The sequence below is a fragment of the Dactylosporangium sp. CA-139114 genome (genome assembly GCF_050955725.1).
In the GTDB taxonomy this organism is placed as follows: Bacteria; Actinomycetota; Actinomycetes; order Mycobacteriales; family Micromonosporaceae; genus Dactylosporangium.
Map to the genome: position 1 here is coordinate 9,041,531 of NZ_CP192080.1, position 24,281 is coordinate 9,065,811.

A 24,281-nucleotide genomic window follows, 5' to 3' on the forward strand; every position below is an offset into this window, starting at 1 on the left:
ATGGCGACCAAATGTCCACGGATCATGCGACCGATCGTCCATAATGACGGCATGGCGCACGACCGCGAACTGATCCCCCGGCACGTCGAGCCCCTGGTCGCCGAGGCACTGACCGACACCCGCGTGGTGGCCGTCAACGGCGCCCGGCAGGTAGGCAAGAGCACGCTCGCCACGGCACTGACGTCAAGGGCGCGCAACCCGGTCATTCGGCTGCTGGACGACCCCGCGATGCTGCGCGCCGCCCGGGAGGCACCGACCGACTTCGTCGAACATGACGGCCTCATGGTCATCGACGAGGTCCAGCTTGCCCCTGAACTGTTCCGGGCCATCAAGCTCGTCGTCGACGCCGACCCGACGCCCGGACAGTTCCTCCTGACCGGATCCGCCCGCATCCTCGCCCTCCGCGACCTGCCCGACGCCCTACCCGGACGCATGGAAACCGTCGAACTCTGGCCGTTCTCGCAAGGAGAGATCGACGGCACGCCCGATCGGTTCGTCGACGCCGCGTTCGCGTCTGGCCCGGATCTGTCCCACACCTCGACGCTGCGCCGCCGCGACTACCTGGAGCGGGTCGTGCGCGGCGGCTACCCGGAGGCGGTACGCCGCACGCCACGCCGGCGCGCCGCGTTCTTCGAGTCATACCTGACGACGCTGATCGAGCGGGACGTCACCGAACTGGCCGCCATCGAACGCCGTGGTGAGCTGCGCCGCCTGCTGGCCCTGCTCGCCGGTCGCTCCGGCGGTCTGCTGGTGGCCGCGTCACTCGCCACCCAGTCCGGCATCCCCCGCACCACACTCAACCGGTACCTCGAACTCCTCGCCGCCGTCTTCCTCATCAAGCAGATCCCCGCCTGGTCCGGCAACCACACCCACCGCGCCATAGGCACCCCCAAACTGGCGTACATCGACAGCGGCCTCGCCAGCCATCTGCTCGGCCAGGACGCCGGACGACTCGCCGAACCCGACGGCGCGGCCGGTCAGCTGATGGAAAACTTCGTCCTCATGGAACTGGCCCGCCAGCTCACCTGGAACGACGAGCGAGTACGCCTGTATCACTACCGCACCAAGGACGGTGTGGAGGTCGACGCCGTTCTCGAAGCCGCCGACGGCCGGATCGTCGGTATCGAGGTCAAGGCCGCATCCAATGTGCGCGGCGGGGACCTGGCCGGGCTGCGACACCTCGCGGAGCGGGTCGGTGACCGCTTCGTCGCCGGCTACATCTTCTACACCGGCCAGCAGACACTCCCCTACGGCGAGAAGATCCGTGCCCTTCCCATCGAGGCACTGTGGTCGACGACCGCCAATCGAGACTGACACTCCTCGATACGAGGCGAAGGCTGCCCTGTCGATGCTTCAACGCCCCGGGAACTCAACCACGCCGAGACCGTCTGGTCCAGCCTCAAACGCTCGACGGCCAACCTCGCCCCCGGCAGCATCAAAGACCTCGCGTGAGCGCCTATGGTGCTGTTCTGTCTCGCATCACCCGGGAGGACCCGGCGCTCCACCTGCCACGGCATCCTCCAATCCCAAATTATCGAGACGAGTGGACCATGGTTGGGCCGGAGACGCCGACGGTAGCGTGAGGCCGATCGGTGCCCATCCCCCGAGGAGTAGACGTTGGACTACGAGATCCAGCTGATCAGTGACGGCGATGGCCTGGCGGTCATCGGGCATCCGGCGGCCGTCGATCGTTTCCTCACCACCGAGGGACTGCCGTCGAAGGACCTCGGGCTGCAACGGCTCATTTCCGCCCTTGGTACCGGATCAACGATCGCCAACGCCGGTTCTGAGATCGCCGAGCACTCCGGTCGCTGGGTCAAGCTGACCGCGGAGTCGGCCCGGGCGATGAACAAGTACGGCCTGATGAAAGGTTCGAAGGACGGTCTCGGCCGTGCCGTTATAACCCACCACGGAAAGATCACCGGCCTGCTCGAAATCGTGAAGCAGTCCCCCACCGCGATGCTGACCAACCCGGCGGTCCTGACCGGGGCCGCCGGCCTCATGGCGCAACTCGCGATGAAACAGACCATGGACGAGATCACCGAGTATCTCGCCGTGATCGACGCGAAGGTCGACGCCGTGCTCCGCGCCCAGACCGACGCGGTTGTGGCGGACATGATCGGAGTGGAGCTGGTCATCGACGAGGCTCTGACGATCCGGGAGCGGGTGGGCCGGGTCTCCGAGGTCACCTGGTCGAAGGTGCAGGCCACGCCGGTGCCGCTGGCCCGGACCCAGGCGTACGCCTTGCGTCAGCTCGACGCCATCGCCGAGAGACTGGAAACCCAGACCAACGTCGGTGACCTGGCCAAAACGTCTCAGGAAGCCGAGATCAAGGTTCAGGAGTGGCTGGCCGTTCTGGCCCGCTGCTTCCAACTGCAGGACGCGGTCGCCGTGCTCGAACTCGATCGGGTGCTGGACGCGTTCCCAGAAGAGCTAGAAGAGCACCGCGTGGCCATCCGGATCGCCCGGCGGAACCGCCTCGACCTCATCTCGCGCACCACCGAGCGCCTGCTGGCCCGGATGGACGCGGCCGCCGGCACGGCCAACGCGAAGGTGTTGCTGAACCCGACCACCTCCCGCGCCGTGGTGCACTCGACCAACCACGTCGCGATCACCGTCGTCGAGTTCAACGGACGGCTCGGCATCGAGGCCGATCGTCAGTCGAGGGACGCCCGGCGATGGCTGGATGCGGCCGTGGAGGTGCGGGACAAGGTCCTGGAAACCGGAACCGATGTGACGGGCAAGGTCCTGGAGACCGGGGCGGAGGGGGTAGGTGTCGCCAGCCGTTTCGGCGTCGGGGCCTTCGGCCGGGCCAAATCGATGATGGGCAAGGTTACCGGCGAGATCACCGACCGGGCGCAGCGCCAACTCGGAAGCAAAGAGGAATCCTGATCGAAACTACCCGTACGCCTCGATCGAGAGCGGCTACGCTACGACCCTTACCACGATCGCTTCGCCGGCCTCGGCTGCCAGTCCGAACACTCTGGCCAATTCCTCCGTGTCCTGGACGAGTTGGGCCCAGTCTCCGTCGATGTGGCCGGAAAGGCCCACGTCGTCGGCTGCCGTGGACATTTCTTCCTGGAACTGCTTGACCCATACCGCCGGTTGAGCGCGCGACAGGAATTCGGCCACGGTCGCGACCTGCTCGGGGGGCAAAACGCCGACCATGTGGTAACTGTCGCGGAGGCCGTCTGCGCCGGCGACGGCGAGTCTTGCCGCGGCGGCATCGGGGCCGGTTCCCGCGCCGAGCCGGAGAAGCTCGCCGATCAGTTCGGCGATGTTCTCCACCCCGACCGTGAGGCCGGCCTCCACCTCCCGCTGGAACCGCTCGTCCAGCCACCAGGGGACCAGAGCCTGCAGGCTTGCCGCATCGAGGCCCTGCACGATGTCCGGCATCACTCGCCGCCAGAAGAAGTCCGCGCCCATCGCGAGGATCGTGCCTGTCGCCGCCTTCGCGGGCAAGAGCCGGGCCGCGGCTGAGCCTGTCCTTTGATCGCCGCTCGGAGCCCTGGTTCGCCATGATCCTGGGTTTGCCGACTCGACCCGCGGCATGAGCGCGGCTCGGACCGGCGCCAGGGCCTACTCGGAAGCGGGGCGGCGGCCCGGGCGCCGCCTGCCGTTGGGATCGGCCTTCAATGCCGTCTCCCATGCGTCGCCGGGTCGGGCGCCGTGTGCCCGTAGGAGGGCATAGTGCAGCAGCGCCGTGGGCGGCAGGTAAAAGTCACCGGAATCGAGGATTTCGATCCACCCGTAGGGATCTGTTCGCGCGACTGTGAAGATGAAGCCGTCGTCGTCGGCGAGATCGACGTGCGCCATGCACCCACCGCCATACGGCTGGAGTTCGTATTCGAAGACCAGACCATCTTCCGCAAAGCGCGCGGCGACGGCTCGGGCCAATTCGTCAGCACGCCGGACATGCACGTTCACCTACGCGATGCTAATCGTCCCCGGGCGGGCTGTACTTGACACAAGAAGCGTTCCACGTGGCCGCTGGCCTGGGGTCATGCGCGCCAGCGCTGTCAGACACGCCGACACCTCAGCGCCAAGGCGCCCAGAACACTCAGGGCGACAAGGTTGCGCCAGGGCGGAGGTGGCGGGGCTCGCCGCGCCACCGTCCGCCGGGCCGGGCTCAGAACAGGTACCTCTCCGCCACCGTCTGGTAGTCGAAGAGCTCCCCCTCCGAGAACCACAGCTCCACCTCGTACTTCGCCTCCTCCGGCTTGCCCGAGGCGTGGATCAGGTTCGCGGCCACGGTGTGGTTGGCCTCCGTGTACGCCTTCGACGTGTGGGCGAAGTCACCGCGGATGGTGCCCGGGTTCGCCTGGTTCGGGAAGGTCACGCCGACCAGGCGGCGGACGGTCGCGACCGCCTCCACGCCCTCCAGCACGAGCGCGATGACCGGGCCCGACTGCATGAAGTTCGCGGTCACGTTGAACACCGAGGCGCCGAAGCGCTCCTCCAGGTCGAAGTAGTGCTTCCGCGCCAGGTCGGCGTCCATCTGGACCATCTTGGTGCCCACGATCTTCAGTCCAGCGTCCTCGAACCGCTGGATGATCCGCCCGGCCAGCCCACGGGCCACCGCGTCCGGCTTGAGCAGTACGAGGGTCCGTTCCAACGCCGTCATCACAACACTCCAGTCCTTGATCTCCCGGTCGGCTCAAGCTTGCCGCACCTCGGTAGCGCACCTCGCACTGGGTTCAGCCGACGGCGGCGCGGCGGCGGCTCGTCGACGGGGAGATCGCGAGCCGTCTACGGGATCGGCACCACCGGCGGCAGCTCGTACTCGTCGCGCAGCAGGGCCTCGGGCGGGCTGTAGACGCGCAGGATCAGGTGGAACTCGCCGCGCGGGGTGGGCAGCCAGGGCGCGCCGTCGCCGGGCGGGTCGGGCTGGATGCGCACCACGCCGCCGTCGGTCGCGACCGAGCGGAACAGGCGCGCGCCGGGCGCGGCGTACGAGGCGAGCGTCCCGGCCGGCGGGCGCAGGGTGTACGCGCGGGCGCCCGTCAGCCGGGCGCCGTCGCGGTCCTTGTGCGCGGCCGGGTACACGGCCTCGTAGGCGTGGTTGCCCCACAGCCGGGTGCGCGCCGCGACCGCGCGCGCGAGGTGGGCCGCGTCCCGGTCCGGCAGTGTCCACAAGGGAGTGTCCACGGTGCCCGGCCCGAAGTGGTCGAGGTTGTAGTCGAACGCGTGCCGGTCGTTGGTCCAGCCGTTGACCGGGGCGGCGTGCCCGGTCGTCGCGGCCTCCTCGAGCGCCTCGCGTCCGCGGTCGAGCCCGGCGCGCAGGGCGAGCCGCTGCTCCCGCGGGACGGTCGGGTACGGCGAGTTGCCGTCCGCGAACAGCCCGAGCGGGGCGAATCGCCGCTGGTAGCGCCGCTCGGCCGGGGACGGCGGGAAGGCGGACAGGCCCCGGCGCAGCGCCTCGAGGAACATGAGGTCGTCCGGGACCCCGGGCTGCGGCACGGGGAGCCCGTCGAGCGGCACCCGCGGGTACATCCGCTGCATCGCGAGCCCGTCCTGCAGCTCGTGCGCGCCCGGGCCCGCGGCGAAGCGGGCGATGAGCGTCGCGATCATCGTGGGCACCCGGATCACCTCCGCCGCGGGCTCCTCCCGGCCGGCCCAGGCGGGCGGGACGAGCAGGTACTCACGCGGCTCGTCGGGGGTCGTGCGGCTGCCGACGTACGCGAAGTTGTGCGTCCAGGCGTCGATGAACTGGACCACGTGGTATCGCCCGCCGGTCCCCGGCACCCGCAGCCACAGCGGGCCGCCGGAGAGGTCGAGCTGGGCGGTGGAGCACAGCAGGTCGGGATTGGCGTTGGGGCCGGCGGGCACGGTGCGCTGGTGCACGAACGCGTTGAAGACGGTGGTGCTGCCGACCGCCTGCAGGTCCTGGAGCAGGGGGTAGCCGTAGCCGTACGCCTCGGCGGCCAGCGCGGGCAGGTCGTCGCTCATCCGAAGCCTCCCTCGTCCGGCTTCAAGCGTCCGGTCCGCCCGGACCGGCACCGGGTGAGGTCGGGGGTGATCAGCGGCGCGGGTTGGCCCGGCGGGTGGGCGGCGCGGTCGTCGGGTCCTCGGGCCACGGGTGGCGGGGGTAGCGCCCGCGCAGTTCCGCGCGCACCTGTGGATAGCCGGTGCGCCAGAAGGAGGCGAGATCGCGGGTGACCGCCACCGGCCGACCCGCGGGCGACAGCAGGTGCAGCAGCACCGGCTGGCCCGCGAACGAGGGCGTCTCGAGCAGCCCGAACATCTCCTGCACCTTGACCGCGAGCACGGGGCCGGCGGGGTCGCTGTAGTCGAGCCGCACCGCCGAGCCGCTCGGCACCGTCAGCCGCTCCGGGGCGAGCCGGTCCAGGTCCTTCGCCGCCGGCCACGGCAGCAGCGCCTGCAGCGCCGTGTGCACGTCGGCACCGTCCACCATGGACTCGATCAGCGCCTCGTCGCGCACGTCCGGCCACGGCGCCCCGGCCGCGCGGTGCAGGAACGCGAGCCGGTGCCGCAGCGGCGTCCACGGCACCCCGTCGCGCCGCAGCCGCTCCCGGCGCGCCGCCGCGGCCAGCTCGGCCGGGGCCGCGCCGATCGCGCGCTCCGACAGCACGATCGCGCCGAGCCGCTCGACCCGCTTGACGCCCGTCGCGCTCACCTCGTCCACAGTGGACAGTAGGGCGGCCGCGGCCTCGCGCGCGATGTCCTCGTCGATCGCCGCGGCGAGCCGGATGCGCGCGTTGACCCGGCCGGCCGGGCGGTCCGCGGCGGCGATGGCGAGCCACGGATGGCCCTGCAGCGGTGATCCGGGCGCGAGCTCGGCCTCGGTGCCGCCGGCCATGAGATAGGCGTCGCGGCGGCGACGGGCGATGCGCTCCGGGTAGGCGAGGCCCGCGATGATGCCCGCGGCGCGGTCGGCGTTCGTGGTGCGCTCGATCGGGTTCTCGATCATCCGGTACAGCAGCGTCGCCTCCGGCCGCCAGCGATCCGTCGTCCGCCGTACCGCCGCCACGTCATCGGACGGGTAGGAGTCCTCGGCGAGCACCGCCACCACCTCGGCCGCGTTGCGGGCGCCCACGATCGGCGCCCCGTCCAGCAGCGCCCGGGCCAGCCGCGGGTGCGCGCCCACGCGCGCGATGCGCCGCCCGCGCTCGGTCGCGCGCCCGTCCGCGTCCACGGCGCCGAGGGCCGCGAGGGTCTGCGCCGCGACCGCCATCGCGGCCGCGGGCGGCTCGTCCGGCAGCGCCAGCCCGCGCCCGCCGGGGCTGCCCCAGCACGCGAGCGCGAGCGCGAAGCCGGTCAGCTCGGCGGTGCGCACCTCCGGCTCGGGGTGCGCCGGGAGCCGCTCGTCGTCCGCCTCGGACCAGCACTTGTACACCACGCCGGCCCCCTCCCGCGCGGCCCGCCCGGCCCGCTGGACGGTGCTGGCCTTCGCCGCGCGGACGGTCTGCAGCGAGCCGAGCCCGCGCGCGAGGTCGATCCGCGGCACCCGCGCCAGCCCCGAGTCGACGACGACCCGGACGCCGGGCACGGTGAGGCTGCTCTCGGCCACCGCGGTCGCCACGATCACCCGCCGCGCCCCGGGCCGCAGCGCGCGGTCCTGCTCGGCCGCGGGCAGCCGGCCGTGCAGGGGCAGGCTCGGGATGCCCGGCAGGTTGCGGCGCACCCGTTCGATCTCGGCGACCCCGGGGACGAACACCAGGATGTCGTGCCCGGTCTCCCGCCACGCCCGGCGTACCACCTCGGCGACGTGCTCCATCGTGAGCGGCGGGCGCTTCGGCGGTACCCACACCGTCTCGATCGGGAAGAGCGGGCTCTCGACGTCGATGACCCCGGCACCGGGCAGGCTCTTGCTGGGGGTCGCGGTCGCCGCGAGGAGCCCGAGGTCGGGCCGGATGGCGTCGCGCACCTCGAGCAGGAAGGCGGTCGCGAGGTCCGTGTCGAGGTGCCGTTCGTGGCATTCGTCGAGCATGACGACGTCGGTGCCCGCCAGCTCCGGGTCGGCGAGCAGGCGCTGGACGAGCAGCCCGGTCGTGACCACCTCGATCCGCGTGTCGCGGCTCACCCGGCGGTCGCCGCGCACCGAGTAGCCGACGCTCTGCCCGACCCGCTCCCCGCGCAGCTGGGCCATGCGCTGCGCGGCCGCGCGGGCCGCGATGCGCCGCGGCTCGGCCACCAGCACCCGCTCGGAGCCGAAGGCGAGGGGCACCAGCGTGGTCTTGCCCGTGCCGGGCGGCGCCACGAGGACGGTCGGGCCCTGGCGGACCTGGTTGACCACTTGGTCGAGCACGCGGGTGACCGGCAGGGATTCCACGCAGGCCATCTTGTACCTTCGCCTGGATGCCTGAGCTACCAGAGGTCGAGTCGGCCCGTGCCGTCCTGGAGCGCTACGCCCTGGGCCGCCCGATCGCCGACGTGGACGACACCGACACGTGGGTCTGCCGCCCGCACTCCCCCGGCGCGATCCGCGACGCGCTCGTCGGCACGACGCTGACCGCCGCGAACCGGCGCGGCAAGAGCATGTGGCTCGACTCCACCGGCCCCACGCTGGGCATCCACCTCGGCATGTCGGGCAAGATCGTCTTCGTCGACGAGGCGGGCCTGGAGACCGACGGCGGCGACTACTGGCAGCGCGGCCGCGCGCGGGGCGACCACCGGTTCACGCGCTTCTCGCTGACGTTCGGCGACGGTACCCGCCTGCTGCTGGTCGACCCGCGCCGCCTCGGACGCGTCCGCCTCGACCCGCCAGTGGAGCGCCTGGGCCCGGACGCGCGCGACATCACCCCGGCGCAGTTGCGGGCGGCCCTGTCGCGCGGGAGCGCCCCGGTGAAGGCGCGGCTGCTGGACCAGGAGGCCCTGGCCGGCGTCGGCAACCTGCTCGCCGACCAGGCGCTGTGGCTGGCGAAGGTGAACCCGGCGCGGCCCGTCGACGCGCTCACGAAGGCCGAGGTGGACCGGCTGCACCGCGCGCTGCGCAAGGCGGTGGAGTCGGCCATCGCGGACGGGGGCGTGCACACGCTCTCCGTCGTCCCGGCCCGGCGCGAGGGCGGCGAGTGCCCGCGCTGCCACACGGCGATGCGCCGCGCGACCGTCGGGGGCCGCACGACCTGGTGGTGCCCGCGCGAACAGCCCTGACCGGGCGCGGCTCGGCTCGGCTCGGCTCGGCCGCGAGGACCGGGCCGGGCGCGGCACGCCCGCGAGCACCGGGCCACCCGGCGATGCGCCGCACGACCGTCGGCGGCCGCACGCCGGGCCGGGCGGCGGCGGCCACCCGGCCCGGCCCGGCGATCAGGACGGGTTCACCCACAGTGAGAGGTAGGCGTAGCCGGAGTAGAGCCCGGCCGCGGTCCGGCTGCGCACGCTCAGGCTGTGCGAGTAGGCCGACTCCGGCGTCCAGGTGACGGTGGCCTTGCCGTCGGAGCCCACGGCGACCGTCTGCTCCGGGGCGCCGTCGAACGAGTACACGAACTGCGTGCTGCCACCCAGGTGCGCCGTGAACGTGAACGAGGCGGTCTGGCCGACGGTGCCGCCGTCAGGCCAGTGGTAGACGTCGGACTCGACGGTCGGCTCCAGGCCCTTCACCCGGAAGCTGACGTAGGCCCAGTCCGACACCAGCCCGTCGGCGCTCGTGGTGCGCACCCTCAGGCTGACCCAGCCGCCGAACGAGGTGTCGTACTGCTGCGGCGTCCAGTGCACCGTGGCTGTGCCGTCCGCGCCCGCCGCGACCGTCTGCTGCGGCTCGCTGCCGAACACGTACTGGTACGACACCACGTTCGCCGCGGTGGGGCGGAACTGGAACGCGCCCTCGACGCCCGGCCCGCCGCCGCCGTCCGGGTCACCGAGCGGGTAGTCCGCCGACGACACCACCGGCGCGATCGAGGCCGGGTAGAACGCCCAGCCCGCCTCCTCCGACTCGGTGCCGTCGGCCGTCCGGCTGATCACCGTGATGGAGTTGCCGCTCGCCGACGTCGGCGTGTACGGCACCGTGATCGAGCCGTCCGGGCCGGCCGGGATGGTCTGCGGCGGCTGCTCGTTCTCCTGGTACTGGTTGAACTGCACCACGTACTCGACCACGCCGTGCATGTGCGGCTTGATCGTGAACGAGCCCGGGGTGCCGACCGGCTTGCCCTGGCTGCCGTCGAACGGCCACTCGGCCGACTCGACGAACGGCCGCGAGTTGATCAGCAGCCACAACGAGCCGGTGCCGGACTTCACGCCGGCCGCCGTGGTGCCGAAGACCGTGAAGACCGTGCCGCTGACCGTCGGGGTGATCTGCACCTGGGCCGTGCCGTCCGCCGCCGCCGCGACCGTCTGGGCGGGGGCGTCGTCGAGCTGGTAGGTGTAGCTCACCGTGCCGGGCAGGTTGGGCCGCAGCGTGAGGTGGTGCGTGTCGCCGAGCCAGGCGTCGGGGTCCGCGTCCTCGATCGCCGGGGCGGTGCTGCGCACCCAGATGCGGTACGTGACCTCGTCCGAGGAGTTGCCGGCCCGGTCGATGCTGCGCACGTTGAGGAACACGATCCCGGCCCGCGACGGGGCGAACTGGATCGAGGCCGACCCGCCGAGCGTCGGCGCGGCGACGTACTGCTGCGTGTTCCCCTCGCCGTAGGCGTACCCGACGACGTCGGACACCCCGTTCGCCGAGAACGTGACGGTGCCCGGAATGCCGGGGCCGCCGTGCTGCTGGTTGTCCGACGGGTAGTCCGTGGACGACACGACCGGCGCCTGGCCCGGCCGCGTGGTGTCGACGGTGAACCGGCACTCCTCGCTCCACGGCGACACGTCCGCGTCGTCGCGCCCGCGCGCGGCCACCGCGTAGGTGACGCCGTCCTGCAGGATGCCGCCCGGGATCCCGCTCCAGGCCCGCGCGGGCGCGTAGCCGGCCCACACCTCGGGCAGCTCGACGCGCGCCTCCGGGTGGTCGACGGGCCACACCGCGAACGTCCCGTAGGCGATGTCCCCGCCCCCGGTGTCGTTGACGTCGGGGTCCGTGAGCAGCGCGTTCAGCGTCGGCGTGGTCGTGGTGGTGTAGAGCGGCTCGTCCCCGTCGCACGAGCGCCCGTCGACGGTGAGCTGCGTGGGCAAGCCCGGCGTCGCGTTGGCCTTGATGATCAGCGCCGGGTCGTTGGCGATGCGCCGCCCGTAGCGCGGATCGTTCTCGAGCCGCTCGGGCACGCGCAGCTCGAGCGTGAGCGTCGTCCTGCCCGCCGCGAGCGCGTCGCGCACCACGTTGCCGAGGTCGACGCCGATGTACCCCGACGGGCACACCGTCCCGCCGACGTCCGCGACCTTGGTCCGCTCGCGCGGCGGCCGGTTCCACGACGTGTTCGACGCCACCGGATCGGTGGTCCACAGCTGCCAGCTGCGCGGCTTGCGACAGTCGTTGGCCTGCGTCTCGGCGACGACGAAGCCGGTCGAGACGATGCGCTGGCCCTTGTACTGCCTGATGTCGTACGTGAAGTACGACCGGGACTTGTGCTTGCCGTTCGTGTCTTTCCAGGCCCCGATCGGCGCGTCGGTGCCCTGGTTGACGTAGCCCTTGCCGGGCGTCCTGGAGTCGGTGTAGACCCAGCTGGTGGGCCGGAGCGCGCGCTGGTTCGTGGCGTGGGCGGCGTCCGGCGCGACGACGAGCGCCCCGGCGAACCCGACGACGACCGAGACGAGCCCAGCTACTGTGCGTTTCGCTGACATTGAAGAACCGCACCCCCGTGAATCGACGAATGTCGAGCAGGACGATAGCCCCGCGGCGCCTGGAACGTCGACCTGATATCTCCAATGTGGACAGAGCGTGTGAAGCTCGACCAATCCAGCGAATTACGGGGCTCGACTGGAAACTCGGCCGGGTCATCACCGTGGTGGACCGCGGGCTCACCTCCGCGGACAACCTCGCCTACCTGCGCCGCGCCGGCGGGCACTACATCGCCGGGATGCGCATGTGCGACGGCAACCCCCTCCTCGAGCAGGCCCTCGCCCGCCAAGGCCGCCAGCACGTCCGGGACAACCTGCGGGTCAAGGAGACCCGCCTGGAGGCCACCGACGTCCGGTTCGTCATCCGCCACAACCCCGAACAGGTCCTGCGCGACCAGACCCGGCGCGACGAGGCGACCGCCCGCGTCCACGCCGAACTCGCCCGGATCGCCGAGCAACGCGCCCGCGACGACCAACGCCCCCGCGGCGACAGAACCCGAGTGCGCCCCGCGCGACCACCCGACCCTGGGCCGGTGGCTGACCCAGCAGGCCAACGGTCGGCTCCCACAGAATTCAGACTCGCGTGGGACCACGAACTGCGGAACCCGAGCGGTGTCGCTGCGCACGCATCGCAACCGTGCAATACGAAGCGATGCCACACAGCCAACACTCGCGACTTGCTACCGCGACCGTCGGTACCGCAACATTGTCCGAGCCGGATAAAGTTATGATTGGAGATGCTTCGATGCTTCGTCGCGTGAGGGCGATTGCCATGGCCGCCGCCGTCGTTGCCACCGCGCTGGTCATCACCCCCGGCCGCGCCTTCGCGGCAACCTGGGACGGTCAGATGGCCTCGCAGACGGTGTGCGGCAACACCGTCATCACCGGTGCAGAGAGGACCATCACCACCAGTAGCCAACTCGGCACGGTCGTCGGGAAGGTTGAGCTGCGGTACAGCACGAACCCGAACTGCCGCACGGTCTGGGCGCGCATCACGTCAAAGGTCGTCGCTTCGAACCAGCTCGGCGGCTTTATCGCGCGCAACTCGGACGGCGCAAGCTACCAGTGCAGCGAGTTCGGCTGGAGCGACAACCTGCAGGCCAACTACTGCCTGACCCCAATGCTGAACGACGCGGGCGTCACCTCGTATGCGAAGGGCGCCGTGCTGTACCAGGGCGCGTACTACTTCGGCCAGACCACCAACTACTGACGCACCCCGCGCACGCAAGAAACGCTCGGTCTCACCGCGGCGTCGGATGGCAGCGGTTCATCGCGGCCGCTGCCATCCGCCCAAGACAAGAGTGCGCGGACGCCGACCCGGATGTTGCGCAACGGCACCGGGACGGACCGCACGCCACAGGGCTCCTGGCGGCCGCGCAGCAGCGGGGCGGGCTGGTAGACCTGAACTTCGTGCCCGGCGGCGCGCAGCAGGACACCGTGGCGGCCACCGAGGTCGCGACGCCGTCGGAGCGCCCGGGTGGCTGTCGCAGAAGTGCGCGATCCCACGCCGCACATCGTGCGGCGGCATGGCCGACGTCCTCGCGTTCGCCTCCACCACCGACACCCAGGGCCTGGTCATGCTCGAGGCGCGGGTCTCGGGCTGTCGGTCGTCCGCGCGGTCGCGGTGGCCCACGGCGGCAAGGTCCTCGCCGGCCTCCGCGACGGCGGCGGCCTCACCGTCACCGTGATCCTGCCCACGAGCCCGGGCGGCGAATATCCGACATGGGACTTTGCGAAGATCGGGCACACTCTGGGCATGTCCGCACCTCCGTCCTCCAACGAAGAGCTGCTCCGCCTGGTCAGATCCGGGGCTCGCGTCAAGTATCTGCACTTCTGGGGCCACACGCCCCGCCCCGGTGGTGAGCTGGGCCCGAGCTGCCTGAGCCAGTGGTGGCCGGCGCACTTCGAGGTGGACGGTGTCGGGTTTCCGTCGGCCGAGCACTACATGATGTGGCGCAAGGCGAAGCTCTTCGGCGACGAGCAGACCGCGACCCGCGTGCTGGGCGTCGCGCATCCGAATCAAGCCAAGAGCCTGGGTCGTACGGTCCGGGGCTTCGACGAGGAAACCTGGGTGCGCGAACGCTTCGCGATCGTCACGGCGGCCAGCCTCGCCAAGTTCGACGCCGACGACGCCCTGCGGGCGTACCTGGTCGGCACCGGCGACCGGGTCCTGGTCGAGGCGAGCCCGCTGGACCGGGTGTGGGGCATCGGCCTCGCCGCGGACGACGAGGCGGCCCAGAACCCGGAGCGCTGGCGCGGCCTGAACCTGCTCGGCTACGCCCTCATGCACGCCCGTGCGGACCTGGCGGGTCGTTCGTGAGGCGTCCGGAGCGAAGCGGAGGGCACGGGGCATGAGCTCGCGCGATGAGATTCAGCCGCTTCCCGCCTGGCTGGCCTGGCCGATCCGCGTCCTGGCCGTCATCTTCGTCGTCCCGTTCAAGCTGGCCTGGGACGGCTTCGCCTGGCTGATGCGCCGGCTGTGGAAATACGTGGGCGTGCCGCTGGTCAAGTACGTCATCCAGCCCTTCCTGTACTACGTGCTCTGGCTCCCCCTGTACTACGTCGTCCTGGTCCCGCTGCACTGGATCGCGGTCAACCTCCTGTGGGCCCCGCTGGTCTGGTTCGCCAAGCACGTCCTGGTGCCGGTGGCGAAGGGCCTGTGGTGGCTGCTGCGGGCCACGGCCCCGTTCTGGCACCTGCTGGGCCGGATCCTGCTGGAGGTGGCCAAGGCCGTCGGCTGGGTCATGACCCGCGTCTACCGCTACGTGCTGACCCCGATCGGCAAGGCGATCGCGTTCGTGTGGCGCTGGGTCATGGTCCCGATCGGCCAGGCCATCGCGTGGGCGTGGAACCATTCGGTGGTCCTGCTCTGGCGCTATCTGGTCGTGATTCCTCTGCAGTTCGTCTGGCGCAACCTGGTGGTGCCCCCGGCCCGCTGGGTGCGCACGTGGGTCCTGCGCCCGATCGCCGAGACCACCCGCCGCGTCCTGGTGACCCTCGGCCTGCGCGAGCCCGAACGCCGCCGCCCGGTCCGCGACCGGCGGCGCGGCCCCCGCTGACCAAGCGGGCCCCTCGGACACTTCCGGCCTCGCGCGGCCACCCGCGCGAGGCCCGATCCGGCCCGGACGGGCGGTGGCGCGGCCGTGCGAAGCCGCGCCCCCCGGCCCGGCCAGCGGGCCGGGGGCGCGGGCAGCGGTTCAGCCGACCGGTGCCGGCTCGCGCGTAGCCGGACTCGACGGCCGCTCCACGTCGACGTGCGGCAGGAGACGGTCCAGCCAGCCCGGCAGCCACCAGTTCGCCCGGCCCAGCAGCGCCATCGTCGCCGGCACCAGGACCAGGCGCACCAGCGTGGCGTCGATGAACACGGCCACGGCCATGCCGACCCCGATCATCTTCACGGTCACATCCGGGTCGAGCGCGAAGCCGACGAACACCGCGACCATGATGGCCGCCGCGCTGCTGATCACGCGGCCGGTCGCCGCCAGGCCGCGGACCACGCTGCCGCGCGCGTCCCCGGTCGCGAGCCAGTCCTCACGGACGCGGCCCAGCAGGAACACCTCGTAGTCCATCGACAGTCCGAAGAGGACGGTGAAGAGCAGGATCGGCACCCAGCTGGAGATCGCCACCGCGTGCGGCAGGCCGACCATGTGCGCGCCCGCGTCGGTCTGGAAGACCACGGTCATCACGCCGTAGGCGGCCGCGACCGACAGCAGGTTCATGGCGGCGGCCTTCACCGCCACCACCGGCGCCCGGAACAGCACCGTGAGCAGCACCAGCGAGAGCGCCACCACGAACGCGACGACGAGCCAGAGCCGGTCGGCGAGCCGGTCGGAGATGTCCGCGAACACCGCCACGAGCCCGGTCACGAGCACCCCGTCGGGCAGCACGTCCGCGCGCAGGTGCGTGAGCAGCCGGCTGGTCGCCTCGTCCTGCGGCCCGGTCGTGGGCTCGACCGCGATGACCGCCGCGGTGCCCTTCACCGCCGGCGGCGCCACGTTCGCGACGCCGGGATCGGTCCGCAGCCGCGCCACCAGACCGTCCAGGTCGGACACCTTGGTGGTGTCGACGGCGAGCAGCAGCGGACCGTTGGCGCCGGGGCCGAACTCGGCCGACACCAGGTCGTAGGCGAGCCGCGTCGTGTTCGAGGTCGGCTGGCTCCCCGCGTCCTGGGGCCAGGTGCGCATGCCGAGCATGGGCGCGGCGAGGCCCGCGAGCACGACGAGGGACGCGAGCGCGGCGATCACCGGCCGGCGGCCGACGCCGGCGGCCCAGCGGGCGGTGAGGCCGAGCTTCGGGGCCCGCTCCACGATGCCCTTGCGGACCTTGCGCGGCAGGACCCGGTGCCCGGCCAGGCCGCAGAGCGCCGGCACGAGCGTGACCGCCGCGGCCATCACGGCGACGACGGCGGCGAAGGTGGCGTAGCCGTAGGAGGAGTACACCGGAAGGAGCGCGAGCTTGAGCCCGAACAGGGACACGAGGACGGTGAGCCCGGCCACGACGACGGATGCGCCCGCGGTCGCGTTGGCCTCGATCGCCGCCGAGCGCGGGTCGAGCCCCCGCCGCAGCCCCTCGACGTGCCGGGCGACGAGCAGCAGGGCGTAGTCGATGCCGACCCCGAGCCCGACCATGCTCGCGACCGTGGGCGCGGTGTTGCTGATGTCGGTGACCTTGGCCAGCAGCGTGATGACCGCGGTGGCGACGCCGAGCCCGGCGATCGCGACCACGAGCGGCAGCCCGGCGGCCACGACGGAGGCGAGCGCCAGCACGAGGATCAGCAGCGCCACGACGATGCCGACCGCCTCGGCGGTGCCGCTGGGCGCCGAGATGTTCTCGGCCACCTGGCCGCCGAACTCGACCTGCAGCCCTTCCCGCTTGAGCGGTTCGGCGGCGGTGCGCAGCGCGTCCATCGCCGAGGTGCCTTCGAAGTCGGTGACCGCAGTGTCGTACTGCACGTTGATCAGCGCGGTGTCCCCACCCGCCGACATCCGGGCCGGCGCGACGATCCCGGCCCGCGGCATCTTGGCCAGCCGCCCGCGCAGCGCCTCGAGCACGGCCGGGTCGAGCGCCTTGCCGTCGTGCACGATGACCCGGGCGTCGGCCCCGGACATCTCGGGGAAGTGCTTGCGCAGGAACTCGGTCCCGGCCTGGGACTGGGTTCCGGGCACGTTGTAGTCGTCGTGCGGCGTGCCGCCGAACACCGCGGACAACGCCGAGAGCGCGACGAGCACGATCACCCACGCGCTGATCGTGCGCCAGGGATGCGCGGCGGCCGCTCCTCCGAGCCGGCCGAGCAAACGGGACAACATGACGTCCTCCGGGACGGTTGATTTCGCATCGGTACTGCCAGTGACACCCTCCCAGCCCCCACTTTCGATCCACTTGGAGTCCACTAACGACGGCTTACGGGCCCTGCTGGCGCTCGCCGGGTTCAGGAGGCGGACAGCAGCGCCCGCGCCCGGGCCAGCCAGTGCGGGGAGTTCCAGCGGCCGGCCACGTCCACGGCCCGCCGCAGGCACTCGGCCGCATCCTCGGGGCGGTCCAGGAGGCGGTACAGCTCGGCCAGGCTCAGCGCGACGGGCTGCATCGCGATCGAGGTGCTCGCCACCCCCGCGATCTGATCGCGCACCGGCAGCAGCGCGTCGATGACCGGCGGGGCCAGGTCGGCCCGGCCCAGCGCGACGATCGCCAGGGCGCGCACGGTGTAGAACGCGGAGCCGAAGTAGTCGGGGCGGATCGGGTGCTCGCCGATGCGGACCGCCCGCGCCTCGGCGAGCCGGCCGGCGGCGAAGAGGCTCAGGGCGTACGCGTCGTCGGCGATCGCGCCCAGCTCCTGGCCGATGAGCCGGGTCGCCTCGACGAGCTCGGCAACGCGGCCCTGGTCCAGCATCAGGCTGAAGGTGGCGATGAAGTGGAAGCCCTCGCCGTGCAGGGAGCCCTGGCGGCGCAGCTGCTCGTGGCACTCGTCGTAGAGCGCGTGGGCACCGGCGAAGTCGCCCTCGATGTGGGCCAGCGTGGCGCGGGCGGCGAGGTGGACGGCGAGCGGCTCGGCGAGGTGGTGGGCGGCGGCGATCGCGCCCTGCCGGGCCACCGCCGCGCGCACCTCGGCGGGCTCGTTCAGGGCCCCGGCGCAGTTGCCCAGCTGCTGCTCGGCGAGCCACTGGTAGGGCACGAACCCGTGCTCGGCGGCGAGCGCCCGCAGCTCCAGCGCGACCGCGCGGCGCTGCGGCACGTCGCGGTCGAAGGGCATCGTCCGCCCCCGTGCGGCCAGCCCGAGCGCGAGCAGCCCCGGGTCGCCGAGGCCACGGGCGATCTCGAGCGCCTCCCGCGCGGCCGCGGCCCCCCGCTCGTCGCCGTCGAGCTCGCCGCTGAGCGCGTCGAGCAGCCGGCAGCGGTCGGCCGGGGCCAGGTCGTCGCGGCGCAGCAGGCGGGTGAGGAGGTCCACGGTGCGTTCGTCGACCACGCCGTATTCGTGGATCTGCCACGGCGTCGCCACCGTCCACGCCGTGAACGCCGCGACGAGCAGCTCCTCGCCGGCGGCCACGGCCACGTCGACCGCCCGCTGCCGGGTCCGCCGCGCCGCCGCCACCGCGCCCGCGCTCGCCTGGGCCCGCAGGAGCCGCCCGAGCAGGTCGACCAGGAGCGCGTCCCGGTCGCCGGGCACGGTCCCGGCCGCCTCGAGCGCCGCCAGCGCCGCGCCGAGGATCGCCGCGGCGGCGTCGAACGCGAATCGCCGCTCGGCCAGCTCCGCCGCCCGCACCGCGTAGTCCACGGCCGCCGCCGCGGTCTGCGAGGACGCCGCGCGCGCGTAGTGGTAGGCCAGCGCCGGGTAGTCGTCGGGCCGCAGCCGCCGCGTGGCGGCCGCGACCCGGGCGTGCATGCGGGCGCGGCGCAGCCGGGAGAGGTCGGTGTACATCGTGTCGCGCACCAGCTCGTGCACGAACCGCACGCGCCCGGGCGCCGGCTCGGTGAGCAGCCCCGCGATGAGCCCGGCCTCGAGCGCGTCGAGCACCGTGCCCTCGTCGGCGTCGGCCGCCTCCACCAGGGTCTCGACGTCGGCCTCCCGCCCGATCACGGCCGCGAGCCGCAGCACCGTGACCGCCGCCTGGGGCAGCCGCGACAGCCGCCGCCGCAGGACGTCGCGCACCCCCTCCGGCACCTCGGAGGTGGCCACGAGCGCCCCCTCGGACGCGAGCAGCTGCGCGGACTCGCGCACGTAGAACGGATTGCCGCCGGTGCGCTCGGCCAGCGCCGCGAGCGTGCCGGGGTCCACGGTCGTGCGCGCGAAGGCCTCGACCAGCCGCGCGACGTCCTCCTGGCCGAGACCTCGCAGCGGCAGCCGCACCGGAGACCGCCGCGCCAGCGCCGCCATGGTCGCGGCGAGCCGTTCCCGGTTGTCGGCCGGCCGCAGCGCGGCGACGAGCAGCAGCGCCGGCCCGCCGGGCGCGACCAGCTCGGCGACGCTCGCGAGCAGCATGAGGGTCTCGCCGTCGGCCGCGTGCAGGTCGTCGAGGACGACGGCGAGGGGCCGCTCGGCCGCGACCGCGACGAGCCAGCGCGCGACCGCGCGATGCAGCCGGAACCGCCCGGCCGCGAAGTCCTCGCCGGGCCCGGACCCCGCGTCCTCGTCGAGCAGCGGCCGCACCTCGGCCGCGAGCTCCCCCGGCGGCGCGAAGCCGGCCAGCTGCCGCAGCGCCTCGACCCACGCCCAGGCCGGCGGCGCGCCTTCCGCCTCCGGGCACCGCCCCACGACGACGAGCCAGCCCTGCCGCGCCAGCTCCTGCCGGTATCGCGCGAGGAGGCTGCTCTTGCCGACGCCGGCCTCGCCGCTGATGAGGACCACGCTGGGCGCGGCGATCCCGGTGAGCGTGGCGAGCTCGTCGGAGCGTCCCACGAACAGCTCGTCGGGCGCGGCCCGTGCGACCGGCAGGTCCGACACCTCCGGCGCGCCCTGGACGTCGGGCGAGCCGGCGAGGATCGCCGCCTCCAGGTCCAGCAGCGCACGGCCCGGGTCGAGACCGAGCTCCTCGGCCAGCAGCGCCCGCGCCCGGCGCAGGGCGGCGAGCGCATCGGCCTGCCGCCCGCTGCGCCACAGGGCCAGCGCGAGCAGCCGCCAGCTCTCCTCCCGCAGGGGCGCCTGCCGGGTCAGCACCTCCGCCTCGGCCACCGCCTCGGCCGCTCCCCCGGCGCGCAGGGTCGCGTCGAGCAGCAGTTCCCGGGCGGCCAGCCGCAGCTCCTCCAGCCGCGCCGCCTCCGGCTGGGCCCATGACTCGGCGGCGAACTCGGCGTAGGCGTCCCCGCGCCACAGCTCGAGCGCCGCCCGCAGCACCACCCGCGCCCGCCGGGGGTCCTGCGAGACGGCGGCGCGGGCGTCGGCGAGCAGGCGCTCGAACCGCCAGGCGTCCACGGCCTGGGCCGGGAGCCGGATCGCATACCCTGGCGGCGCGCTGACCAGCAGGCGGGCCGGGGCCCGGCGCTCGCGGGAGGGTTCGAGGAGGCGGCGGAGGTTGGAGACGTACGCCTGCAGGGACGCGATCGCCCGCGGCGGAGGCTCGCCGCGCCACAGGTCCTCGATCATCCGGTCCACCGAGACGACCTCGCCGCGGGCGGAGAGCAGCAGGGCGAGCACGGCGCGCTGGCGGGGCCCGCCGACGTCGATCGTGGCGCCCGCATCCGTCTCGACCTCGAAGGGTCCGAGCACCCGCAGCAGCATGACGGCGTCATGGTAGTCGCCGCCAAGCGCCCTCCAAGACCGCTACAAGACAGTCCGGCGACGCTTTCGGCACAGTCACCACGAGATTTCGAGGAGCCACATATGCGTCCCTGGGTCCAGGAGATGGTCATCGTCCACCGGGTGTTCCGCCGCGAGTCGCGGCTCCTGCCCGAGCTCATCGGCGCCGTGCGCCCCGGCGACGCCGAGCGGGCCGCGCGGCTGGCCGAACTCACCCGCGGATACGCCGACGGCCTGCACGACCACCACACCAGCGAGGACGAGCTGCTCTGGCCGAAGCTGCTGGCCCGCGTCGACCTCGACGCCGAGCTGGTGCTGCGCATGGAGCAGCAGCACCAGGTCGTCGACGCCGGGCTCCAGGAGCTCGGCGCGCGGCTCGACGCCTGGGAGCGCTCGCCCGCCGAGCCGGAGCGTGACGCCCTCGTCGGCGCGTTCGCCCGGCACCGCCGCGACCTGGTCGAGCACCTCGACGAGGAGGAGCAGCGGATCCTGCCGCTGGTGCAGGAGCACATCTCGGTCGCGGAGTGGGCGGCCCTGAGCGAGCACGCGCGGTCGAAGACGCCGAAGGACAAGCTGCTGTTCGTGCTCGGCGCGCTGCTGGAGGACGCCACGCCGCAGGAGCGCACCCAGTTCCTGGCGATGCTCCCGCTTCCGGCGCGGCTGATGTGGAAGCTGGTCGGCAAGCGCTCCTACGCCAAGCAGGTGGAGAAGATCCGCAAGGGCTAGTTCGACGCGTAGCCGGGCAGGTCGGCGGAGTCGTCCGCCGACTCGACCCGGTCGACCTTCCCGTCGAAGTCGTCGTCGTGGTAGATCAGGTCGATCCGGCCGTCGTGGTCCTGGTCGTACGCCACCTGGTCGACCAGCCCGTCGTGGTTGGTGTCCCACATCGCCACGTCGGTCCGGCCGTCGTGGTCGGTGTCGGCCAGGAGCATGTCGGCCCGGCCGTCGCCGTCGGAGTCGTAGCCGACGGTGTCGGCGTCGCCGCCCATCTCCCCCGCCGACGGCCCGGTGTCCTCGGCCCCGGGGTCGGCCGGGCTGAGCCCGGCCGTGCCGTAGGAGGCGGCCGTGAGCGGACCGTGGCCGAACATCGCCTCGGGGTCGGCCACGTCGTCCGGGCTCAGGTCCAGGTGGTAGTCGTCGGACGTCAGGCCCCAGTCGGTCATAGCCTCTAGCCTAGGTCGATGGCGTGGTCGGTTCCGAACTGATATCCGCCGCTTCGCCCCGTTCGGTGCCGAGCCGGGCGCGGCGCATGCCGTAGGCGAAGTACACGATCAGCCCGACCGCCATCCAGATGAGGAACCGCACCCAGGTGATCACGGGCAGGTTGAGCATCAGCCACACGCTCGCCACCACGCTGAGCATGGGCAGCCAGGGCACCAGCGGGGCCTTGAAGGCGCGCGGCAGGTCGGGCCGGGTGCGGCGCAGCACGACCACGCCGATCGACACGACCACGAACGCGAACAGCGTCCCGATGCTGGTCAGCTCGGACAGCTCCGACAGGGGCACGAACGCGGCCAGCACCAGCACGATGACGCCGGTGATCGACGACATGACCCACGGAGTGCCGAAGCGCGGGTGGACCTTGGCCAGCACCGGCGGCAGCAGCCCGTCGCGGGCCATGGCGAAGGAGACCCGGGCCTGGCCGAGCAGCAGCACCAGGATCACCGAGGTGATGCCGCAGACCGCGCCGAGCGAGATGAGGTTCGCCGCCCAGCCCTGCCCGGCCAGGTCGAACGCCTTCGCCAGCGGGGCCGCGGTGTTCAGGTCGCCGTAGTGGACCATGCCGGTGACCACGAACGAGACCGCCATGTAGAGCACCGCGCAGATGACCAGCGAGCCGATGATGCCCCGCGGCACGTCGCGCTGCGGGCGGGCGGTCTCCTCGGCGGTCGTCGCCACCACGTCGAAGCCGATGTACGCGAAGAAGACGATCGACGCCGCGGCCACGATGCCGAACCAGCCGAAGTGCTGCGGCGTGATGCCGGCGAGCACCTGCAGCAGCGGCGCGTCCGCGCCCGACTCCTTGGCGGAGGACTGGGCGGACGGGACGAACGGGTGGTAGTTCGCGGCCTTGATGAAGAACAGGCCCAGGCCGATGACGAAGAGGACCACGGCCACCTTGATGACCACCAGGGCGCCGGTGACGCGCCCGGAGAGCTTGGCGCCGACGATGGACACGATCGACAGCACCAGCACGATGAACGCGGCGCCGAAGTCGGGGCGGGCCTGGTCGCCGGCCAGCCACGAGGGCAGGTCGAAGAGCTCCTGGAGATACGCCGACCAGCCCCGCGACACCACCGCGGCCCCCAGCGCCAGCTCCAGGCAGAGGTCCCAGCCGATCACCCAGGCGACGAACTGGCCCAGGGTGGCGTAGGAGAACGTGTACGCGGACCCCGCGACGGGCACGGTGGAGGCGAACTCCGCGTAGCAGAGGGCGGCCAGCGCGCACACGACGCCGGCCAGCGCGAACGAGAGCACGATGGCGGGCCCGGCGTTGACGGCCGCCTGCTGCCCGGTCAGCACGAAGATGCCCGTGCCGATGATGACCCCCACACCGAAGACGGTCAGGTCGAAGGCGGAGAGGTTCTTGCGCAGCTTGTGGCCGGGCTCGTCGGTGTCCCGCATCGACTGCTCGATCGACTTGGTGCGAAAGAGGGACGACATGCGAGACGACATGCCCGAATGAGCGCATTCCTACACGTCGGGCTTGGGCAGAGTACTATTAAATCTATCTGCTAAATAGGATTTAGCGAGGGAGCGTGGCGCGATGGGGCGGACATGCACCACGGTCGTCGTGGGCGGCGGCTGTAGCGGCGCGCTGGCGGCGATCCACCTGAGCCGGGACCCGTCCCACCACGTGGTCATCGTCGATCCGGCGCCGTTCGACGAGCTCGGGCGCGGGGTGGCCTACCGCACCCGGCACCCGGCCCACCTGCTCAACTCGCGCGCGGTGGCGATGAGCGCCCTGGCCGACCAGCCCGACGACTTCGTGCACTGGTGCCGCGACCAGGACCTCGGCATCGGCCCGGCCGACTTCGCGCCGCGCGGGGTGTTCGGCGACTACCTGCACGACCGGCTGCGCGAGGCCCGCTTCGAGCACGTGCGGGACGCGGCCACCCGGGTGCGCGGGGACGGCACCGTCGAGCTGAGCGGCGGCGGCGCCCGGCGCGGCGACCGGGTGCTGCTCGCGCTCGGGCACGGCGCCCCGGCCTGTCCCCCGGCGCTCGCGCATCTGACGGAGCACCCGCGGTACATCCGCAACCCCTGGGCGAAGGGCGCGCTGGACGGCATCGAGGGCGACCTTCCGGTCCTGCTCATCGGCACCGGCCTGACCGCCGTCGACGTGGCCCTGACGCTCGAGGGCCGGGCGCCCGTCGTCGCCGTCTCCCGCCGCGGCCTCCTGCCCCGCCCGCACGCGGACGTCGTGCCCGCCGACGGCTCGTTCCAGTACACCGGAAGCTCCCTGGCCGGCCTGATGCGCGCGGTGCGGGAGTTCGCCGCGACCCAGCGGGACTGGCGGGCCGCCGTCGACGCGATCCGCCCGCAGACCGACGACCTGTGGCGGCAGCTCTCGCCCGAGTCCCGGCGCCGGTTCCTGCGCCACGTCTCCGTCTACTGGGAGGTGCACCGCCACCGGATGCCGCCCGCGACGGCCGCGCGGCTGCGCGACTTCACGATCACGTCCGCCCCGGGCCGCGAGGGCTGGGCGGCCGTCGTCAACTGCACCGGCCCCCAGGGCATCGTGAGCACCGGGCTCGGCCGGGCGCTGCTGCGCGACGGCCTGGCCCGGCGCGACGACACCGGCCGGGGCCTCGACGTCGACGGGCGCGGCCGGCTCGCCGGCGCCTCCGAGCGGATCTTCACCATCGGCCCGGTGCGCCGCGGCGCC

At 72.7% G+C, this 24,281-nt stretch carries 17 protein-coding genes and 3 pseudogenes; 10 read left to right on the top strand and 10 right to left on the bottom strand.

What is annotated here, in order from left to right:
• Window positions 1-51 precede the first annotated feature (51 nt).
• Window positions 52-1,314, top strand: a complete 1,263-nt coding sequence (locus tag ACQP2P_RS40550) for an ATP-binding protein (protein ID WP_433610217.1) — start codon at window positions 52-54, stop codon at window positions 1,312-1,314.
• Window positions 1,315-1,617: 303 nt separating this feature from the next.
• Entirely contained in the window at window positions 1,618-2,892 is a 1,275-nt protein-coding gene (locus tag ACQP2P_RS40555; protein ID WP_433610219.1) for a hypothetical protein, read from the top strand.
• A gap of 33 nt (window positions 2,893-2,925) precedes the next feature.
• On the opposite strand, the gene ACQP2P_RS40560 is transcribed toward ACQP2P_RS40555, so the two are convergent.
• The 5 genes from ACQP2P_RS40560 to hrpB all read right to left on the bottom strand — a co-directional run bounded on the left by ACQP2P_RS40560 (window position 2,926) and on the right by hrpB (window position 8,293).
• A complete protein-coding gene (locus ACQP2P_RS40560) occupies window positions 2,926-3,426 on the bottom strand; it encodes a hypothetical protein (protein WP_433610221.1) in 501 nt (166 codons plus the stop codon).
• A 153-nt stretch (window positions 3,427-3,579) separates the two neighbouring features.
• Window positions 3,580-3,927, bottom strand: a complete 348-nt coding sequence (locus tag ACQP2P_RS40565; RefSeq protein WP_433610223.1) for a hypothetical protein — start codon at window positions 3,925-3,927, stop codon at window positions 3,580-3,582.
• Window positions 3,928-4,129: 202 nt separating this feature from the next.
• Window positions 4,130-4,624, bottom strand: coding sequence for a nucleoside-diphosphate kinase (ndk, locus tag ACQP2P_RS40570; RefSeq protein WP_433610225.1), 495 nt, complete (start codon window positions 4,622-4,624; stop codon window positions 4,130-4,132).
• 125 nt (window positions 4,625-4,749) lie between these two features.
• Window positions 4,750-5,949, bottom strand: a complete 1,200-nt coding sequence (locus ACQP2P_RS40575) for a DUF1254 domain-containing protein (protein WP_433610227.1) — start codon at window positions 5,947-5,949, stop codon at window positions 4,750-4,752.
• Window positions 5,950-6,019: 70 nt separating this feature from the next.
• A complete protein-coding gene (gene hrpB, locus ACQP2P_RS40580) occupies window positions 6,020-8,293 on the bottom strand; it encodes an ATP-dependent helicase HrpB (protein WP_433610229.1) in 2,274 nt (757 codons plus the stop codon).
• A gap of 26 nt (window positions 8,294-8,319) precedes the next feature.
• Here hrpB and ACQP2P_RS40585 point away from each other — a divergent pair, with 26 nt between their 5' ends.
• A complete protein-coding gene (locus ACQP2P_RS40585; RefSeq protein ID WP_433610231.1) occupies window positions 8,320-9,114 on the top strand; it encodes an Fpg/Nei family DNA glycosylase in 795 nt (264 codons plus the stop codon).
• Window positions 9,115-9,267: 153 nt separating this feature from the next.
• Here the strand turns inward: ACQP2P_RS40585 and ACQP2P_RS40590 are convergent, their stop codons facing one another.
• Window positions 9,268-11,667 (bottom strand): hypothetical protein, encoded by a 2,400-nt coding sequence (locus ACQP2P_RS40590; protein WP_433610233.1) that lies wholly within the window; start codon window positions 11,665-11,667, stop codon window positions 9,268-9,270.
• Between the two features lie 134 nt (window positions 11,668-11,801).
• Here ACQP2P_RS40590 and ACQP2P_RS40595 point away from each other — a divergent pair.
• The 5 genes and pseudogenes from ACQP2P_RS40595 to ACQP2P_RS40615 all read left to right on the top strand — a co-directional run.
• Window positions 11,802-12,240 (top strand): annotated as a pseudogene (locus ACQP2P_RS40595) (IS1634 family transposase); the annotation flags it as partial.
• A 181-nt stretch (window positions 12,241-12,421) separates the two neighbouring features.
• Entirely contained in the window at window positions 12,422-12,874 is a 453-nt protein-coding gene (locus ACQP2P_RS40600; protein ID WP_433610235.1) for a DUF2690 domain-containing protein, read from the top strand.
• A gap of 369 nt (window positions 12,875-13,243) precedes the next feature.
• Window positions 13,244-13,372: pseudogene (locus ACQP2P_RS40605) on the top strand (ATP-binding protein); the annotation flags it as partial.
• 48 nt (window positions 13,373-13,420) lie between these two features.
• Complete coding sequence (locus tag ACQP2P_RS40610; protein ID WP_433619473.1) at window positions 13,421-13,984, top strand: NADAR family protein; 564 nt, start codon at window positions 13,421-13,423, stop codon at window positions 13,982-13,984.
• A 31-nt stretch (window positions 13,985-14,015) separates the two neighbouring features.
• Window positions 14,016-14,723: a hypothetical protein gene (locus ACQP2P_RS40615; protein ID WP_433610237.1), complete on the top strand. Its 708-nt coding sequence runs from the start codon at window positions 14,016-14,018 to the stop codon at window positions 14,721-14,723.
• A gap of 138 nt (window positions 14,724-14,861) precedes the next feature.
• Here ACQP2P_RS40615 and ACQP2P_RS40620 read toward each other — a convergent pair whose 3' ends face one another.
• Both ACQP2P_RS40620 and ACQP2P_RS40625 read right to left on the bottom strand, forming a co-directional pair.
• The gene (locus tag ACQP2P_RS40620) at window positions 14,862-16,970 is read right to left on the bottom strand and encodes an MMPL family transporter (protein WP_433610239.1); all 2,109 of its coding nucleotides are present in this window, start codon (window positions 16,968-16,970) and stop codon (window positions 14,862-14,864) included.
• Between the two features lie 122 nt (window positions 16,971-17,092).
• Window positions 17,093-20,374 carry an ATP-binding protein gene (locus ACQP2P_RS40625; protein ID WP_433610241.1) on the bottom strand — a complete coding sequence of 1,094 codons (3,282 nt, stop codon included), beginning with the start codon at window positions 20,372-20,374 and terminating at the stop codon, window positions 17,093-17,095.
• A 102-nt stretch (window positions 20,375-20,476) separates the two neighbouring features.
• Here ACQP2P_RS40625 and ACQP2P_RS40630 point away from each other — a divergent pair, with 102 nt between their 5' ends.
• Entirely contained in the window at window positions 20,477-21,118 is a 642-nt protein-coding gene (locus ACQP2P_RS40630; protein ID WP_433610243.1) for a hemerythrin domain-containing protein, read from the top strand.
• On the opposite strand, the gene ACQP2P_RS40635 is transcribed toward ACQP2P_RS40630, so the two are convergent.
• Window positions 21,115-21,555 (bottom strand): hypothetical protein, encoded by a 441-nt coding sequence (locus ACQP2P_RS40635; RefSeq protein WP_433610245.1) that lies wholly within the window; start codon window positions 21,553-21,555, stop codon window positions 21,115-21,117. The genes ACQP2P_RS40630 and ACQP2P_RS40635 overlap by 4 nt on opposite strands.
• Window positions 21,556-21,565: 10 nt before the next feature.
• Window positions 21,566-23,056, bottom strand: a complete 1,491-nt coding sequence (locus ACQP2P_RS40640; RefSeq protein WP_433610247.1) for an amino acid permease — start codon at window positions 23,054-23,056, stop codon at window positions 21,566-21,568.
• Window positions 23,057-23,159: 103 nt separating this feature from the next.
• Here ACQP2P_RS40640 and ACQP2P_RS40645 point away from each other — a divergent pair.
• Window positions 23,160-23,531: pseudogene (locus tag ACQP2P_RS40645) on the top strand (FAD/NAD(P)-binding protein); the annotation flags it as partial.
• Window positions 23,532-24,281 lie beyond the last annotated feature (750 nt).